The sequence below is a fragment of the Pseudomonas sp. GW823-FHT02F05 genome, assembly GCF_058797315.1.
Genome location: NZ_JBXAJM010000016.1, coordinates 1 through 18,205 on the forward strand (window position 1 = coordinate 1; position 18,205 = coordinate 18,205).

Below are 18,205 nucleotides of genomic sequence, written 5' to 3' on the forward strand. Positions count from 1 at the left end.
AGTAGGTCATCGTCAAGATTAAATTCCAAAACCCCAATTGCGAAAGCAGTTGGGGTTTTGTTTTGGGCGCTCGAAAATCTGGTGGGGCGTCGATCATGACTGATATCCAGCCTTTCTATGCAATGACCCTGCGCATGGCTATCATGCGTGCCTCATTCTGAGGCGATATGTGCATGCTGACGTTGTTGAAACTTCTGAAAGATGGTCGCTTTCATTCTGGAGAAGCGCTTGGTGCCGCCCTAGGCGTCAGTCGCAGTGCCGTGTGGAAGCAGCTTCAGCATCTTGAGGCAGAATTGAATCTCCCCATTCATAAGATCCGGGGGCGCGGATATAGATTGGCTGCGCCATTGATGTTTTTGAATGCGCAGGAAATTTCTCAGAGGGCGGCTTCCTTGGCTTGGCCCGTTCACATTTTCGACTCCATTGACTCCACTAATGCTGAGGCTTTACGTCTTGTCGATGCGGGCAGTGCGGCTCCTTTTATTGTGCTAGCGGAGCAGCAGACGGCTGGTAGGGGGCGACGAGGCCGCAAATGGGTCAGTCCATTTGCGCAAAACGTTTACTACAGCCTTGTATTGCGTGTTGAGGGCGGCCTGCGGCAACTGGAAGGGCTGAGTCTGGTGGTGGGGTTGGCAGTCCTGCAGGCTCTGCGTGAGTCGGGCGTGGAGGGCGCAGCTTTGAAGTGGCCAAACGACGTCCTGGTTGGGCACAAGAAAATCTCAGGCATCTTGCTTGAGTTGGTGGGAGATCCCGCAGATATCTGTCACGTTGTGCTAGGGATAGGTATCAATGTGAATATGCAGAAGGCTGTAGAGGTTGATCAGCAGTGGACCTCGATGCAGCTCGAGACGGGCTCTTCTGTTGATCGCAATCACCTGGTGGCGCGACTGGGCTTGCAACTACAAGCCTACCTGGACCGACACAAGGCTGCGGGTTTTGCCGGGCTGCAAGCAGAATGGCAGCAGCATCACGCGTGGCAAGGGAAGTGTGTGTCGCTTATCGCGGGTGTCAATCGGATTGATGGGGTTGTGCTCGGTGTGGATTGTCAGGGCGCGTTGCGTTTGGATGTCGGTGGCGTTGAGAAAATATACAGCGGTGGTGAGCTAAGCCTGAGGTTGCGTGATGATTCTTGAGCTCGACTGTGGAAATAGCTTTATCAAGTGGCGTGTTCTTGAGTCGAGTGATGCAAGTGTCCGCGCCGAAGGCATCGCAGGTTCGGATATTGCGCTGATCGACAGTTTGGTGGCTTTGCCTGGTCTATTGCTCACGCGTTGTCGGTTGGTGAGTGTTCGCGCGCTTGAGGAGACCGATAAGTTGATAGCCGCGTTGGTAGGGGCATTTGGCGTTGCTGTTTCCTGTGCCACCTCTGCTCGAGAAATGAGCGGAGTGCGCAACGGCTACGAAGACTTCCAGCGCCTTGGAATGGATCGATGGCTGGCCATGCTAGGCGCGTTCAAGTTGGCGTCAGGTGCATGCCTGGTACTCGATTTTGGTACGGCGGCGACCGCAGATTTTATCGGTCCGGACGGTGAGCACCTGGGTGGTTTTATTTGTCCGGGTATGCCGCTTATGCGTAATCAACTGCGAACCCATACTCGCAAGATACGCTACGACGACGCGGCCGCTGAGCGGGCGCTGGAGCGTCTCTCTCCAGGTCGCACGACCGTAGAGGCCGTCGAGCGTGGTTGTACGCTCATGCTTAGAGGTTTCGTGCTGACTCAGCTCGAGTTGGCGCGAGGCTATTGGGGGGAGGATTTCACGGTCTTCCTCACTGGAGGCGATGCCGACCTGGTCAGGGATGCTGCGCCGCAGGCTCGGCTGGTCCCGGACCTGGTGTTTGTTGGTTTGGCGATGGCGTGTCCTTTGTCTTGAGGTGATTATGCGCTGGCTGTTTTTACTTTTACTGGTTCTCAATGTTTTTTATTACGTCTGGCATCAGCAAGAGGCGCCATTGCGGGCCAAGGATGTCACGCCCTTGAATCTCCATCGAGGAGCGCAGCAAGATATTCGCCTCTTGAGTGAGTCGGCAGATGCGGTGGCTCGGCGTGATCGAGCGAGGTCGGCGGAGGCGCAGAATACCTGCTTGTACATCGGCGGTTTCTCGGATCGACGCCAAGCCTCTTCTCTTGAGCAGAGGCTCACGAGCCTGGATATAAAGGTCACGGTCCAGTTGCTGAATGCACAGAGCGCCTCGGGTTATTGGTTGCGTGTGGCCCCTGAAAGCCGTCGCCTGGCTGACGATCTGCCCTTTGAAAGCCTTGCTAATGAATTCAATGAGTTAAAACATAAAATAATGCTGTGCGAAGGCATTGCAACTCTCGAATAGTTTGCATAGAATGGCGCCCGCTTCGCAGTGAAGACCTTTAAGGGCTACAGTGCGAAGCTACCGTCAATGCAGCTAACCTCATAATTTAAATGAGAAAATGCTTGACAGAAGGTCGGCGTGATGTAAAATGCCGGCTCGCTTAGGAGGGGTTCCCGAGCGGCCAAAGGGATCAGACTGTAAATCTGACGTCTACGACTTCGAAGGTTCGAATCCTTCCCCCTCCACCATTTTTAGCGTGAGCTGCAAGCTCCGCGGGTATAGTTTAGTGGTAGAACCTCAGCCTTCCAAGCTGATGATGCGGGTTCGATTCCCGCTACCCGCTCCAAGTTTGCAGGTTGTGCAAGGTGTTTCGCTCTTGTAGCTCAGTTGGTAGAGCACACCCTTGGTAAGGGTGAGGTCAGCGGTTCAAATCCGCTCAAGAGCTCCATATGACAAGGCAGATATGAAAATATCTGCCTTTGTTTTAACAGCTGCCTCGGCTTGAATGTTGTTCGGTGTTTCAGGTCTTGTGGGGTTGGTTGTTGTAAAGTCTTTTTCAGGCCTGCATAATGGTCGGCCTGATTTTGTTTTAGGTCAGTAGCTCAATTGGCAGAGCGACGGTCTCCAAAACCGTAGGTTGGGGGTTCGATTCCCTCCTGACCTGCCAGATTCACGTGGTGTGTCTGGCTTTCTTTTCACAGGATCTTCATAGATGACTCCTAAGGCTGAAGCTCAAAGCTCTCGTTTCGATCTGGTAAAGTGGCTCGCTGTAGTCGCCTTGGTGGTCGTAGGCGTTGTTGGCAATCAGTACTATTCTGCTTCGCCGATCCTGTACCGTGTACTCGCTTTGCTTGCCCTCGCTGCTGTAGCTGCCTTTGTAGGCCTGCAGACTGCCAAAGGCAAGTCCTTCGCGGTACTGGTTAAGGAAGCTCGCACCGAAATCCGTAAAGTCGTTTGGCCGACTCGCCAAGAAACCACTCAGACCACATTGATTGTCGTGGCTGTTGTTCTGGTTATGGCGTTGCTGTTGTGGGGGCTTGATTCCCTGCTCGGCTGGCTTGTTTCCTTGATTGTTGGCTAAGGGTGTCCCGTGGCTAAGCGTTGGTACGTTGTGCATGCTTACTCGGGTTACGAGAAGCATGTTATGCGCTCTTTGCTGGAGCGCGTAAAGCTGGCAGGCATGGAAGATGGCTTCGGCGAAATTCTGGTTCCCACTGAAGAAGTGGTTGAAATGCGGAATGGGCAGAAGCGCAAAAGCGAACGCAAGTTCTTCCCTGGCTACGTGCTGGTACAAATGGACATGAACGAAGGTACTTGGCACTTGGTCAAGGATACCCCTCGCGTCATGGGCTTCATTGGTGGTACTGCCGACAAGCCTGCTCCGATCACCGACAAAGAGGCGGAAGCAATTCTGCGTCGTGTTGCTGACGGTAGCGACAAGCCCAAGCCGAAGACATTGTTCGAGCCGGGTGAGGTTGTTCGCGTTACAGACGGTCCGTTCGCTGATTTTAACGGTACGGTCGAAGAAGTTAACTACGAAAAGAGCCGGATCCAAGTGGCAGTGCTCATTTTCGGTCGCTCTACCCCGGTAGAGTTGGAGTTCAGCCAGGTCGAAAAGGTCTAGCTGGGCAAGCATCCCAACCCCGCAGCCTAGGCTGTGGGGTTTTGTCGTCACTGGGATAAACGCGCAAGTAACCGGGGAGCCTTTCGAGGCGTTTGAACCCGTAATTGGAGTGCCTCATGGCCAAGAAGATTACCGCTTACATCAAGCTGCAAGTGAAGGCCGCTCAGGCCAACCCTAGCCCACCCGTCGGTCCAGCTCTGGGTCAGCACGGCGTGAACATCATGGAATTCTGCAAGGCCTTCAACGCCCGTACTCAGGGTCTTGAGCCAGGTCTGCCGACTCCAGTGATCATCACTGTATACAGCGACCGTAGCTTCACCTTCGAAACCAAGTCGACCCCGGCTTCGGTTTTGCTGAAGAAAGCTGCCGGTCTGACCAGCGGTTCCGCTCGTCCTAACACCGTTAAGGTTGGCACTGTAACCCGTGCTCAGCTGGAAGAAATCGCGAAAACCAAAAACGCGGATCTGACTGCAGCTGATATGGATGCAGCCGTGCGTACCATCGCCGGTTCTGCTCGTAGCATGGGCCTTAACGTGGAGGGTGTGTAATGGCTAAGCTGACCAAGCGCCAAAAGGCTATCGCCGGCAAAATCGAAGCGGGCAAGTCCTACAACTTCGTAGACGCTGCTGCCCTGCTGACCGAGCTGTCGACTGTCAAGTTCAGCGAGTCTGTTGACGTTGCTGTGAACCTGGGCGTTGACCCACGTAAATCCGACCAGGTCGTTCGTAGCGCTACTGTGCTGCCACACGGTACTGGCAAGACTGTACGTGTTGCCGTCTTCACCCAAGGCCCAGCTGCTGAAGCTGCTCTGGCCGCTGGTGCTGATCGCGTTGGCATGGATGACCTGGCTGCCGAAATGAAAGGCGGCGACCTGAACTATGACGTCGTAATTGCTTCCCCGGATGCAATGCGCGTTGTAGGTCAGTTGGGTCAGATCCTCGGTCCACGTGGCCTGATGCCTAACCCTAAAGTCGGCACCGTAACTCCAGACGTAGCTACCGCGGTTAAAAACGCCAAGGCTGGTCAGGTTCGTTATCGCACCGACAAAAACGGCATCATTCACACCTCCGTTGGCAAAGTCGGCTTCGATGCCGTCAAGCTGAAGGAAAACGTTGAAGCCCTGATCGCTGATCTGAAGCGTATCAAGCCTGCTTCTTCGAAAGGTATCTACGTCAAGCGCGTTACCCTGAGCACCACTATGGGCCCAGGCCTGGTCATCGACCAAGGCTCGCTGGACGTATAAGACATAAATTGGCGCAAGTAATTGCGCCAATTGAAAGATTGGGGTCCCTGCCTGGCGGGGGCTATCCAAGACCGTAGGCGACGCAAGTCTTAAACCAACAAGCCTACGCAGATGGTGCTCCCGGTTCCTTACCGAATCAGACACCAAAACGACATCAGGCCTAGGCCAGATGAAACGGTAACAAGCAGGAGTTAAACCCGTGGCAATTAATCTCGAAGACAAGAAGGCCATCGTCGCTGAAGTCAACGAGGCTGCCAAAGCTGCTCTGTCCGCTGTCGTGGCTGATGCCCGTGGTGTGACAGTAGGCGCTATGACCGGACTCCGTAAAGAGGCTCGTGAAGCTGGCGTATACGTACGTGTTGTACGTAACACCCTGCTCAAGCGCGCCGTTGCTGACACTGAATACAGTGTTCTCAACGACGTGTTCACCGGCCCGACTCTGATCGCGTTCTCTAAAGATCATCCAGGCGCTGCTGCCCGTTTGTTCAAAGAATTCGCCAAGAGTCAGGATAAGTTCGAGATCAAGGCAGCTGCGTTCGAGGGCAAGTTCCTCGCAGCTAACCAAATCGACGTACTGGCAACACTGCCGACCCGCGACGAAGCCATTTCGCAGCTGATGAGCGTGATTCAAGGCGCTACCAGCAAGCTGGCTCGTACTCTGGCTGCAGTTCGCGAGCAAAAAGAAGCTGCCGCAGCCTAAGGCTGAGCAACCTCTCTCGCGTATTTTTGTTTATTTCGATGGCCGCGTAGGCCGTCCCCCAATTCAGGAAATACAGCAATGTCTATCTCCCAAGACGATATCCTCAACGCCGTAGCTGAAATGTCGGTTCTGCAGGTTGTTGAGCTGATCAAAGCTTTCGAAGAAAAATTCGGCGTTTCCGCTGCCGCTGCTTCCGCCGGTCCAGCTGCTGCTGCTGCCGTTGTTGAAGAGCAAACCGAATTCAACGTCATGCTGACCGAAGCTGGCGAGAAGAAAGTAAACGTGATCAAGGCAGTACGTGAACTGACAGGTCTGGGCCTGAAAGAAGCCAAGGCTGTAGTTGACGGCGCTCCTGCCATGGTTCTGGAAGCTGTTACTAAAGACGCAGCTGACAAAGCCAAAGCTACTCTGGAAGAAGCAGGCGCTAAAGTCGAGCTGAAGTAAGCATCGACCTTGCGTCTCCAGCCCAAGCGTTAAGCTGAAGGCTGATGGCTGGTGGCTCTTGCCACCGGCCTTTTTCCGTTCTTGGCTGTCGACTCGGTCGCCGCCATTAACGCGCTGTAGCCACCCGAAGCGGTGGTGCAAACCATGGGGTTTGCAAGATTTTCTGGCTGCTCCCGTCGGAGGGGCCAAACAAGCAGGTGACCAAGCTGGGGAACGCTGATGGCTTACTCATATACTGAGAAAAAACGTATCCGCAAGGACTTTAGCAAGTTGCCGGACGTCATGGATGTCCCGTACCTTCTGGCTATCCAGCTGGATTCGTATCGTGAATTCTTGCAGGCGGGAGCGACCAAAGATCAGTTCCGCGACGTGGGCCTGCATGCGGCCTTCAAATCCGTTTTCCCGATCATCAGCTACTCCGGCAATGCTGCGCTGGAGTACGTCGGTTATCGCCTGGGCGAACCGGCATTTGATGTCAAAGAATGCGTGTTACGTGGCGTTACGTACGCCGTACCTTTGCGGGTAAAAGTCCGTTTGATCATTTTCGACAAAGAATCGTCGAACAAAGCGATCAAGGACATCAAAGAGCAAGAAGTCTACATGGGCGAAATCCCATTGATGACCGAGAACGGTACCTTCGTAATCAACGGTACCGAGCGTGTAATCGTTTCCCAGCTGCACCGTTCCCCGGGCGTGTTCTTCGACCACGACCGCGGCAAGACGCACAGCTCCGGCAAACTCCTGTACTCCGCGCGGATCATTCCGTACCGCGGTTCGTGGTTGGACTTCGAGTTCGACCCGAAAGACTGCGTGTTCGTACGTATCGACCGTCGTCGCAAGCTGCCGGCCTCGGTACTGCTGCGCGCACTCGGCTATACCACTGAGCAAGTGCTGGACGCTTTTTATACCACCAACGTATTCAGCCTGAAGGATGAAACCCTCAAGCTGGAGCTGATCGCTTCGCGTCTGCGTGGTGAAATTGCCGTCCTGGACATCCAGGATGAAAAAGGCAAGGTCATCGTTGAGGCTGGCCGTCGTATCACTGCGCGCCACATCAACCAGATCGAAAAAGCCGGTATCAAAGAGCTGGAAGTGCCTCTGGACTACGTTCTGGGTCGCACTACCGCCAAGGTCATCGTTCACCCGGCTACAGGCGAAATCCTGGCTGAGTGCAACACCGAGCTGAACACCGAGATCCTGGCCAAAATCGCCAAGGCCCAGGTTGTTCGCATCGAGACCCTGTACACCAACGATATCGACTGCGGTCCGTTCATCTCCGACACACTGAAGATCGACTCCACCAGCAACCAATTGGAAGCGCTGGTCGAAATCTATCGCATGATGCGTCCTGGTGAGCCGCCAACCAAAGACGCTGCCGAAACCCTGTTCAACAACCTGTTCTTCAGCCCTGAGCGTTATGACCTGTCTGCGGTCGGCCGGATGAAGTTCAACCGTCGTATCGGTCGTACCGAGATCGAAGGTTCGGGCGTGCTGTGCAAGGAAGACATCGTCGCGGTATTGAAGACTTTGGTCGACATCCGTAACGGCAAAGGCATCGTCGATGACATCGACCACCTGGGTAACCGTCGTGTTCGCTGCGTAGGCGAAATGGCCGAGAACCAGTTCCGCGTTGGCCTGGTGCGTGTTGAGCGTGCGGTCAAAGAGCGTCTGTCGATGGCTGAAAGCGAAGGCCTGATGCCGCAAGACCTGATCAACGCCAAGCCAGTGGCTGCGGCGGTGAAAGAGTTCTTCGGTTCCAGCCAGCTTTCGCAGTTCATGGACCAGAACAACCCGCTCTCCGAGATCACCCACAAGCGCCGTGTTTCTGCACTGGGCCCGGGCGGTCTGACCCGTGAGCGTGCTGGCTTTGAAGTCCGTGACGTACACCCGACGCATTACGGTCGTGTATGCCCGATCGAAACGCCGGAAGGTCCGAACATCGGTCTGATCAACTCCCTGGCTGCCTATGCGCGCACCAACCAGTACGGCTTCCTCGAAAGCCCATACCGTGTGGTGAAAGACGCCCTAGTCACCGACGAGATCGTATTCCTGTCCGCCATCGAAGAAGCTGATCACGTGATCGCTCAGGCTTCGGCCACGATGAACGACAAGAAAGTCCTGGTCGACGAGCTGGTAGCTGTTCGTCACTTGAACGAGTTCACCGTCAAGGCGCCGGAAGACGTCACCTTGATGGACGTTTCTCCGAAGCAGGTAGTTTCGGTTGCAGCGTCGCTGATCCCGTTCCTGGAACACGATGACGCCAACCGTGCGTTGATGGGTTCCAACATGCAGCGTCAAGCTGTACCGACCCTGCGTGCTGACAAGCCGCTGGTAGGTACCGGCATGGAGCGCAACGTAGCACGTGACTCCGGCGTTTGCGTCGTGGCTCGTCGTGGCGGCGTGATCGACTCCGTTGATGCCAGCCGTATCGTGGTTCGTGTTGCCGATGACGAAGTAGAAACTGGCGAAGCCGGTGTCGACATCTACAACCTGACCAAATACACCCGCTCGAACCAGAACACCTGCATCAACCAGCGTCCGCTGGTGAGCAAGGGTGATCGCGTTCAGCGTAGCGACATCATGGCTGACGGCCCGTCCACCGACATGGGTGAACTGGCTCTCGGCCAGAACATGCGCATCGCGTTCATGGCATGGAACGGCTTCAACTTCGAAGACTCCATCTGCCTGTCCGAGCGTGTGGTTCAAGAAGACCGCTTCACCACGATCCACATCCAGGAACTGACCTGTGTGGCGCGTGATACCAAGCTTGGGCCTGAGGAAATCACTGCAGACATCCCGAACGTGGGTGAAGCTGCACTGAACAAGCTGGACGAAGCCGGTATCGTTTATGTTGGTGCTGAAGTTGGCGCTGGCGACATCCTGGTCGGTAAGGTCACTCCGAAAGGCGAGACCCAACTGACGCCGGAAGAGAAGCTGCTGCGCGCCATCTTCGGTGAAAAAGCCAGCGACGTTAAAGACACCTCCCTGCGTGTACCTACCGGTACCAAGGGTACGGTCATCGACGTACAGGTCTTCACCCGTGACGGCGTTGAGCGTGATGCTCGTGCACTGTCCATCGAGAAGACTCAGCTCGACGAGATCCGCAAGGACCTGAACGAAGAGTTCCGTATCGTTGAAGGCGCGACCTTCGAACGTCTGCGTTCCGCTCTGGTAGGCCACAAGGCTGAAGGCGGCGCAGGCCTGAAGAAAGGTCAGGACATCACCGACGAAATCCTCGACGGTCTTGAGCACGGGCAGTGGTTCAAACTGCGCATGGCTGAAGATGCTCTGAACGAGCAGCTCGAGAAGGCCCAGGCCTATATCGTTGATCGCCGCCGTCTGCTGGACGACAAGTTCGAAGACAAGAAGCGCAAACTGCAGCAGGGCGATGACCTGGCTCCAGGCGTGCTGAAAATCGTCAAGGTTTACCTGGCAATCCGTCGCCGCATCCAACCGGGCGACAAGATGGCCGGTCGTCACGGTAACAAGGGTGTGGTCTCTGTGATCATGCCGGTTGAAGACATGCCGCACGATGCCAATGGCACCCCGGTCGACGTCGTCCTCAACCCGTTGGGCGTACCTTCGCGTATGAACGTTGGTCAGATCCTTGAAACCCACCTGGGCCTCGCGGCCAAAGGTCTGGGCGAGAAGATCAACCGCATGATCGAAGAGCAGCGCAAAGTCGCAGACCTGCGTAAGTTCCTGCACGAGATCTACAACGAGATCGGCGGTCGCAACGAAGAGCTGGACACCTTCTCCGACCAGGAAATCCTGGATCTGGCGAAGAACCTGCGCGGCGGCGTTCCAATGGCTACCCCGGTGTTCGACGGTGCCAAGGAAAGCGAAATCAAGGCCATGCTGAAACTGGCAGACCTGCCAGAAAGCGGCCAGATGCAGCTGTTCGACGGCCGTACCGGCAACAAGTTCGAGCGCCCGGTTACTGTTGGCTACATGTACATGCTGAAGCTGAACCACTTGGTAGACGACAAGATGCACGCTCGTTCTACCGGTTCGTACAGCCTGGTTACCCAGCAGCCGCTGGGTGGTAAGGCTCAGTTCGGTGGTCAGCGTTTCGGGGAGATGGAGGTCTGGGCACTGGAAGCATACGGTGCTGCATACACTCTGCAAGAAATGCTCACAGTGAAGTCGGACGATGTGAACGGTCGTACCAAGATGTACAAAAACATCGTGGACGGCGATCACCGTATGGAGCCGGGCATGCCCGAGTCCTTCAACGTGTTGATCAAAGAAATTCGTTCCCTCGGCATCGATATCGATCTGGAAACCGAATAACACGTGACGCGAATCGAGAGCGGGGCTGTTTAGCCCGCTCTCTGCTCCGCCAGGAGGAAAGGCCTTGAAAGACCTACTGAATTTGCTGAAAAACCAGGGTCAAGTCGAAGAGTTCGACGCCATCCGTATTGGATTGGCATCGCCTGAGATGATCCGTTCGTGGTCGTTCGGTGAAGTTAAAAAGCCGGAAACCATCAACTACCGTACGTTCAAACCTGAGCGTGACGGCCTGTTCTGCGCCAAGATCTTTGGCCCGGTAAAGGATTACGAGTGCCTGTGCGGTAAGTACAAGCGCTTGAAGCACCGGGGTGTGATCTGTGAGAAGTGTGGCGTTGAAGTCGCACTGGCCAAGGTTCGTCGTGAGCGCATGGCGCACATCGAACTGGCTTCGCCGGTTGCCCACATCTGGTTCCTGAAATCGCTGCCGTCCCGTATCGGCTTGCTGATGGACATGACCCTGCGTGATATCGAACGTGTTCTCTACTTCGAGAGCTATGTCGTTATCGACCCAGGCATGACCACCCTTGAAAAAGGTCAGCTGCTGAACGACGAGCAGTACTTCGAAGCGCTTGAAGAGTTCGGCGACGATTTCGATGCCCGCATGGGTGCCGAAGCTGTCCGCGAGCTGCTGCACGCTATCGACCTGGAGCACGAGATTGGTCGTCTGCGTGAAGAGATTCCGCAAACCAACTCCGAAACCAAGATCAAGAAGCTGTCCAAGCGTCTGAAGTTGATGGAGGCCTTCCAGGGTTCCGGCAACTTGCCAGAGTGGATGGTGCTGACCGTTCTGCCGGTTCTGCCGCCAGACCTGCGTCCGCTGGTACCGTTGGACGGTGGTCGTTTCGCGACGTCCGACCTCAACGACCTGTACCGCCGCGTGATCAACCGTAACAACCGCTTGAAGCGCCTGCTTGATCTGTCCGCTCCGGACATCATCGTGCGCAACGAAAAGCGTATGTTGCAAGAAGCGGTCGATGCCCTGCTCGACAACGGTCGTCGTGGCCGCGCTATCACCGGTTCCAACAAGCGTCCTCTGAAATCCTTGGCTGACATGATCAAGGGTAAGCAAGGTCGTTTCCGTCAGAACTTGCTCGGTAAGCGTGTTGACTACTCCGGTCGTTCGGTAATTACCGTAGGCCCGACCCTGCGTCTGCACCAGTGCGGTCTGCCTAAGAAGATGGCACTCGAGCTGTTCAAGCCGTTCATCTTCGGCAAGCTGGAAATGCGCGGTCTCGCGACCACCATCAAAGCGGCCAAGAAGATGGTCGAGCGCGAACTGCCAGAGGTTTGGGACGTTCTCGCTGAAGTGATTCGCGAACACCCGGTTCTCCTCAACCGTGCACCGACCCTTCACCGTCTGGGTATCCAGGCGTTTGAACCGGTGCTGATCGAAGGTAAGGCTATCCAGCTGCACCCTCTGGTCTGTGCCGCGTACAACGCCGACTTCGACGGCGACCAAATGGCCGTGCACGTACCGCTGACACTGGAAGCCCAGTTGGAAGCGCGTGCGTTGATGATGTCGACCAACAACATTCTGTCGCCAGCCAACGGTGAGCCAATCATCGTTCCGTCGCAGGACGTTGTATTGGGTCTGTACTACATGACTCGTGAAGCGATCAACGCCAAAGGCGAAGGTCGTGTGTTCGCTGACCTGCAAGAAGTTGACCGTGTGTTCCGTGCCGGCGAAGCCGCACTGCACGCCAAGGTCAAGGTGCGGATCCACGAAACCGTCAACGACCGTGACGGCGGCAGCGTGAGCAACACCCGTATCGTCGACACCACTGTCGGCCGTGCGCTGTTGTACCAGGTTGTGCCAAAAGGTCTGTCGTACGACGTCGTCAACCTGCCGATGAAGAAAAAGGCGATCTCCAAGCTGATCAACCAGTGCTACCGCGTGGTTGGTTTGAAAGAGACCGTTATCTTCGCTGACCAGTTGATGTACACAGGTTTCGCTTACTCGACTATCTCCGGCGTTTCCATCGGCGTTAACGACTTCGTTATCCCGGATGAAAAAGCCCGCATCATCAGTGCTGCCACTGACGAAGTGAAAGAGATCGAGAGCCAGTACGCCTCCGGCCTGGTAACCCAGGGCGAGAAGTACAACAAGGTGATCGACCTTTGGTCCAAGGCCAACGACGAAGTGTCCAAGGCGATGATGGCCAACCTCTCGAAAGAGAAAGTCATCGACCGTCACGGCGACGAAGTTGACCAAGAGTCCTTCAACTCGATGTACATGATGGCCGACTCGGGCGCACGGGGTTCTGCTGCGCAGATCCGTCAGCTCGCCGGTATGCGTGGCCTGATGGCCAAGCCGGACGGTTCCATCATCGAAACGCCGATCACTGCGAACTTCCGTGAAGGTTTGAGCGTACTTCAGTACTTCATCTCCACTCACGGTGCTCGTAAGGGTCTTGCGGATACCGCGTTGAAAACCGCTAACTCCGGTTACCTGACTCGTCGTCTGGTAGACGTTGCACAAGATCTGGTTGTAACCGAGATCGATTGCGGCACCGAGCACGGCCTGCTGATGACGCCGCACATTGAAGGCGGTGACGTTGTAGAGCCGCTGGGTGAGCGCGTATTGGGTCGTGTTATTGCCCGTGACGTATTCAAGCCAGGTACCGAGGAAGTTATCGTTCCTGCCGGCACCCTGGTTGACGAGAAGTGGGTCGAGTTCATCGAACTCAACAGCATCGACGAAGTGATCGTTCGCTCGCCGATCAGCTGCGAAACCCGCTACGGCATCTGCGCCAAGTGCTATGGCCGTGACTTGGCTCGTGGTCACCAGGTGAACATCGGTGAAGCGGTCGGCGTTATCGCTGCCCAGTCCATCGGTGAGCCGGGTACCCAGCTGACCATGCGTACGTTCCACATCGGTGGTGCGGCAAGCCGGACCTCCGCAGCCGACAGCGTTCAGGTGAAGAATGGCGGTACCGTCCGCCTGCATAACCTCAAGCACGTTGAGCGAGTGGATGGTCACCTGGTTGCTGTGTCCCGTTCCGGTGAGCTGGCCATCGCTGATGACTACGGTCGTGAGCGTGAGCGTTACAAGCTGCCGTACGGTGCTGTGATTTCGGTTAAAGAAGGTGACAAGGTCGACGCTGGCGCAATCGTGGCCAAGTGGGATCCGCACACTCACCCAATCGTTACCGAAATGAAAGGTACCGTGACCTACGTGGGCATGGAAGAAGGCATCACGATCAAGCGTCAGACTGACGAATTGACCGGTATGACCAACATTGAAGTACTCGACGCCAAAGATCGTCCAGCTGCCGGCAAAGACATCCGTCCTGCCGTGAAGATGGTCGACGACAACGGCAAGGACCTGTTGCTGCCAGGCACTGACGTAATCGCTCAGTACTTCCTGCCAGCCAACGCCCTGGTCGGTGTAGCGGATGGTGCGAAGATCGCGATCGGTGATGTTATCGCGCGTATCCCGCAAGAAACTTCGAAGACCCGTGACATCACCGGTGGTCTGCCGCGTGTTGCCGACTTGTTCGAAGCTCGTCGTCCGAAAGAAGCGTCGATTCTGGCTGAAGTCAGCGGCACCATCGCGTTCGGTAAAGAGACCAAGGGCAAGCGCCGTCTGGTCATTACCCCGAACGACGGTAGCGATCCGTATGAAGAGCTGATTCCGAAGTGGCGTCACCTGAACGTGTTCGAAGGCGAACAGGTAAACCGCGGCGAAGTTATCTCCGACGGTCCGAGCGATCCACACGACATCCTGCGTCTGCTGGGTGTGAGTGCGCTGGCCAAGTACATCGTTAACGAGATCCAGGACGTTTACCGCCTGCAAGGCGTGAAGATCAACGACAAGCACATCGAGACCATCCTGCGTCAGATGCTGCGTAAAGTTGAAATCGCTGAATCCGGCGATTCCAGTTTCATCAAGGGCGACCAGATGGAACTGACTCACGTACTGGTAGAAAACGAGCGCCTGGCGAACGAAGAGAAATTCGTTTCCAAGTTCACTCGGGTGTTGCTGGGTATCACCAAGGCGTCGTTGTCCACTGAGTCGTTCATCTCGGCGGCCTCCTTCCAGGAGACCACTCGCGTACTGACCGAAGCAGCGGTAACCGGCAAGCGCGATTACCTGCGCGGCCTGAAAGAAAACGTAGTCGTGGGTCGTCTGATCCCGGCGGGTACCGGTTTGGCTTATCACAGCGAGCGTAAGCGTCGCCGTGATGCTGACAAGCCGCTGCGCGTAAGCGCCAGTGAAGTGGAAGCTGCACTGACCGAAGCGCTGAACTCAAGCGGTAACTGAGTTCTGCGATAGATGAGTCTGGGCCCTGACACTCCCGTTCGTCGGATCGAGGCATTTTTGCCCCGGTTCGACGCGAGGGGAGGTCGGGGCCTTGCCTTGACTGGGGACAAGATCCTCTTTAGACTCTTGTACCCCTAAATTTGGCGGGAATTCGTTCCTGCCATTTTGCTTTTCTTGCAAGACAATAGCGTCGCAAGACAACAGTGGAGCTAGTAGATGGCAACTATCAACCAGCTGGTACGTCAGCCGCGTAAGCGTATCGTCGAGAAATCCGACGTACCTGCGCTGCAGAACTGCCCGCAACGTCGTGGCGTATGCACCCGTGTGTATACCACCACGCCGAAAAAACCTAACTCGGCACTGCGTAAAGTATGCCGTGTGCGTCTGACCAACGGTTTCGAGGTTTCCTCGTACATCGGCGGTGAAGGCCACAACCTGCAAGAGCACAGCGTGGTACTGATCCGCGGCGGTCGTGTAAAAGACTTGCCAGGTGTTCGTTATCACACCGTACGCGGTTCCTTGGATACTTCCGGCGTTAAAGGTCGTAACCAGGGTCGTTCGAAGTACGGTACCAAGAAGCCTAAGTAGTAGCGGCTTTTTGTAAACCTGAATCATCTTATTTTCTGAGTCGATAAGAGTAAGGTCGGAGGCGTCCCGAAAGGGCACCGATTCCGAGCGAACCTGAAGACCGTTTGAGGGCTTATCCATGCCAAGAAGACGCGTAGCAGCCAAGCGCGAAGTGCTTGACGATCCAAAATACGGAAGCCAAATCCTGGCCAAGTTCATGAACCACGTGATGGAAAGCGGCAAGAAAGCCGTTGCCGAGCGTATCGTTTATGGCGCGCTGGAAAAGGTTAAAGAACGCAAGAACAGCGACCCCCTGGAAATCTTCGAGAAAGCTCTCGACGCCATCGCTCCGCTGGTCGAAGTGAAGTCGCGCCGTGTAGGCGGTGCTACTTACCAGGTTCCGGTTGAAGTTCGCCCGTCCCGTCGTAACGCTCTGGCAATGCGCTGGTTGGTAGACTTCGCCCGTAAGCGCGGCGAGAAGTCTATGGCTCTGCGTTTGGCCGGCGAACTGTTGGACGCTGCTGAAGGTAAAGGTGCTGCTGTTAAGAAGCGTGAAGACGTGCACCGTATGGCTGAAGCCAACAAAGCTTTCTCGCACTACCGCTTCTAATTTTAGCTTCACTAATTTTGCGAGGGCTTTATGGCTCGTACTACTCCGATTAGCCGCTACCGTAACATCGGTATCGTCGCTCACGTGGATGCTGGTAAAACCACCACCACCGAGCGCGTACTGTTTTACACCGGCAAAAGTCACAAAATGGGCGAGGTGCATGACGGCGCCGCGACCACAGACTGGATGGTTCAGGAGCAGGAGCGTGGTATTACCATTACTTCTGCTGCTATTACCGCCTTCTGGAAAGGTTCCGAGAAGCAGTACAAAGACGAGCATCGCTTCAACGTAATCGATACCCCGGGCCACGTAGACTTCACCATTGAAGTTGAACGTTCCCTGCGCGTACTCGACGGCGCTGTCGTTGTGTTCTGCGGCACCTCGGGTGTTGAGCCTCAGTCGGAAACCGTATGGCGTCAAGCCAACAAGTACGGTGTTCCACGTCTTGTTTATGTAAACAAGATGGACCGTGCTGGTGCCAACTTCCTGCGCGTGATCGGTCAGATCAAGCAGCGTCTGGGTCACACTCCGGTGCCTATCCAGTTGGCTATCGGTTCCGAAGACAACTTCCAGGGTCAGATCGATCTGATCAACATGGAAGCTGTTTACTGGAATGATTCCGACAAGGGTATGGTTCCTGTTCGTAAGCCTATCCCTGAAGAACTTCAGGAACTGGCTGACGAGTGGCGCAACAACATGGTTGAGGCTGCTGCCGAAGCCAGCGAAGAGCTGATGAACAAATACCTCGAAGGTGAAGAGCTCACCAACGTGGAAATCAAGGCCGCTCTGCGTCAGCGTACTATCGCTGGTGAGATCGTCTTGGCTGTTTGCGGTTCCTCGTTCAAGAACAAGGGTGTTCCCCTGGTTCTCGACGCCGTTATCGACTACCTGCCTGCTCCAACCGACATTCCTGCTATCAAGGGTTCCAACCCTGATAACGAGGAAGAAGAAATGGAGCGTCACGCCGATGACAACGAGCCGTTCTCGGCTCTGGCGTTCAAGATCGCTACCGACCCATTCGTGGGTACTTTGACCTTCGTTCGCGTTTACTCGGGCGTGTTGGCCTCCGGCGACGGCGTGATCAACTCGGTTAAAGGCAAGAAAGAGCGCGTGGGTCGTATGGTGCAAATGCACGCAAACGCCCGTGAAGAGATCAAGGAAGTACGCGCTGGTGACATCGCGGCCCTGATCGGCATGAAGGACGTCACCACTGGTGAGACTTTGTGCGACGCTGCCAAGCCAATCATCCTGGTTCGCATGGACTTCCCGGAGCCGGTTATTTCGGTTGCCGTAGAGCCTAAGACCAAGGATGACCAGGAAAAAATGGGTATCGCTCTGGGCAAGCTTGCTCAGGAAGATCCATCTTTCCGCGTCAAGACTGATGAAGAGACTGGTCAAACGATCATCTCCGGCATGGGCGAGCTGCACTTGGACATCCTGGTTGACCGGATGCGCCGTGAGTTCAACGTCGAAGCCAACATCGGTAAGCCTCAGGTTTCCTATCGTGAGCGCATCACGAAGAACTGTGAAATCGAAGGCAAGTTCGTTCGTCAATCCGGCGGTCGTGGTCAGTTCGGTCACTGCTGGATCCGTTTTGCTCCTGCTGACGAAGGTCAGGAAGGTCTGCAATTCGTGAACGAAGTAGTAGGTGGTGTTGTTCCTAAGGAATACATCCCTGCTATCCAGAAGGGTATCGAAGAGCAGATGAAGAACGGTGTTGTTGCCGGCTATCCGCTGATCGGCCTGAAAGCAACCGTTTTTGACGGTTCTTACCACGACGTCGACTCCAACGAGATGGCGTTTAAGGTGGCTGCTTCCATGGCAACCAAGCAACTGGCCCAGAAGGGCGGTGGTGAGTTGCTTGAGCCAATCATGGCGGTAGAAGTTGTTACACCTGAAGACTATATGGGTGATGTCATGGGCGACCTTAACCGTCGTCGCGGCATGATCTTGGGTATGGAAGACACGGTTTCCGGCAAAGTGATTCGCGCCGAGGTTCCGTTGGGTGAGATGTTCGGTTATGCGACCGACGTTCGCTCCATGTCCCAGGGTCGCGCAAGCTACTCTATGGAATTCAAAAAATACAACACAGCTCCGGCGCACATCGCTGAAACTGTATCCAAAAAACAAGGCTGATTCAGTCCTTTAGGCAAGG

14 protein-coding genes and 4 tRNA genes are annotated in these 18,205 nt (G+C 55.4%); all 18 read left to right on the forward strand.

Going from position 1 to position 18,205, the window contains the following annotated elements; genetic code table 11:
* Nucleotides 1–173: 173 nt before the first annotated feature.
* The gene (birA, locus tag AC1RAC_RS19070) at nucleotides 174–1,133 is read left to right on the forward strand and encodes a bifunctional biotin--[acetyl-CoA-carboxylase] ligase/biotin operon repressor BirA (RefSeq protein WP_054918205.1); all 960 of its coding nucleotides are present in this window, start codon (nucleotides 174–176) and stop codon (nucleotides 1,131–1,133) included.
* Complete coding sequence (locus AC1RAC_RS19075; RefSeq protein WP_054896954.1) at nucleotides 1,123–1,872, forward strand: pantothenate kinase; 750 nt, start codon at nucleotides 1,123–1,125, stop codon at nucleotides 1,870–1,872. Before birA ends, AC1RAC_RS19075 begins: the two co-directional genes overlap by 11 nt.
* Nucleotides 1,873–1,879: 7 nt before the next feature.
* Nucleotides 1,880–2,326: a hypothetical protein gene (locus AC1RAC_RS19080; RefSeq protein WP_054896953.1), complete on the forward strand. Its 447-nt coding sequence runs from the start codon at nucleotides 1,880–1,882 to the stop codon at nucleotides 2,324–2,326.
* A gap of 142 nt (nucleotides 2,327–2,468) precedes the next feature.
* A tRNA-Tyr gene (locus AC1RAC_RS19085) sits at nucleotides 2,469–2,553 on the forward strand.
* Between the two features lie 24 nt (nucleotides 2,554–2,577).
* Nucleotides 2,578–2,651 (forward strand) — tRNA-Gly (locus tag AC1RAC_RS19090).
* Nucleotides 2,652–2,677: 26 nt separating this feature from the next.
* A tRNA-Thr gene (locus AC1RAC_RS19095) sits at nucleotides 2,678–2,753 on the forward strand.
* Between the two features lie 143 nt (nucleotides 2,754–2,896).
* Nucleotides 2,897–2,972: transfer RNA gene (locus AC1RAC_RS19100), tRNA-Trp, on the forward strand.
* Between the two features lie 45 nt (nucleotides 2,973–3,017).
* Complete coding sequence (secE, locus tag AC1RAC_RS19105) at nucleotides 3,018–3,386, forward strand: preprotein translocase subunit SecE (protein WP_003194658.1); 369 nt, start codon at nucleotides 3,018–3,020, stop codon at nucleotides 3,384–3,386.
* Nucleotides 3,387–3,395: 9 nt separating this feature from the next.
* Nucleotides 3,396–3,929, forward strand: a complete 534-nt coding sequence (gene nusG, locus AC1RAC_RS19110) for a transcription termination/antitermination protein NusG (protein WP_003176436.1) — start codon at nucleotides 3,396–3,398, stop codon at nucleotides 3,927–3,929.
* A gap of 116 nt (nucleotides 3,930–4,045) precedes the next feature.
* Nucleotides 4,046–4,477, forward strand: a complete 432-nt coding sequence (gene rplK, locus AC1RAC_RS19115) for a 50S ribosomal protein L11 (RefSeq protein WP_003176435.1) — start codon at nucleotides 4,046–4,048, stop codon at nucleotides 4,475–4,477.
* On the forward strand, nucleotides 4,477–5,172 hold the full coding sequence (rplA, locus tag AC1RAC_RS19120) for a 50S ribosomal protein L1 (RefSeq protein ID WP_003176434.1): 696 nt from the start codon (nucleotides 4,477–4,479) through the stop codon (nucleotides 5,170–5,172). The genes rplK and rplA overlap by 1 nt, the downstream gene beginning before the upstream one ends.
* A 199-nt stretch (nucleotides 5,173–5,371) precedes the next feature.
* Entirely contained in the window at nucleotides 5,372–5,872 is a 501-nt protein-coding gene (gene rplJ, locus AC1RAC_RS19125; protein WP_003232405.1) for a 50S ribosomal protein L10, read from the forward strand.
* Between the two features lie 78 nt (nucleotides 5,873–5,950).
* Entirely contained in the window at nucleotides 5,951–6,316 is a 366-nt protein-coding gene (rplL, locus tag AC1RAC_RS19130) for a 50S ribosomal protein L7/L12 (protein ID WP_020302454.1), read from the forward strand.
* 219 nt (nucleotides 6,317–6,535) lie between these two features.
* Nucleotides 6,536–10,609: a DNA-directed RNA polymerase subunit beta gene (gene rpoB, locus AC1RAC_RS19135; RefSeq protein WP_010206926.1), complete on the forward strand. Its 4,074-nt coding sequence runs from the start codon at nucleotides 6,536–6,538 to the stop codon at nucleotides 10,607–10,609.
* Between the two features lie 64 nt (nucleotides 10,610–10,673).
* On the forward strand, nucleotides 10,674–14,873 hold the full coding sequence (rpoC, locus tag AC1RAC_RS19140; protein WP_003194653.1) for a DNA-directed RNA polymerase subunit beta': 4,200 nt from the start codon (nucleotides 10,674–10,676) through the stop codon (nucleotides 14,871–14,873).
* Between the two features lie 216 nt (nucleotides 14,874–15,089).
* Nucleotides 15,090–15,461, forward strand: a complete 372-nt coding sequence (gene rpsL / locus AC1RAC_RS19145; protein ID WP_002555494.1) for a 30S ribosomal protein S12 — start codon at nucleotides 15,090–15,092, stop codon at nucleotides 15,459–15,461.
* 118 nt (nucleotides 15,462–15,579) lie between these two features.
* Nucleotides 15,580–16,050: a 30S ribosomal protein S7 gene (gene rpsG / locus AC1RAC_RS19150; protein WP_002555493.1), complete on the forward strand. Its 471-nt coding sequence runs from the start codon at nucleotides 15,580–15,582 to the stop codon at nucleotides 16,048–16,050.
* 30 nt (nucleotides 16,051–16,080) lie between these two features.
* Nucleotides 16,081–18,186, forward strand: coding sequence for an elongation factor G (fusA, locus tag AC1RAC_RS19155; RefSeq protein ID WP_003194651.1), 2,106 nt, complete (start codon nucleotides 16,081–16,083; stop codon nucleotides 18,184–18,186).
* Nucleotides 18,187–18,205 lie beyond the last annotated feature (19 nt).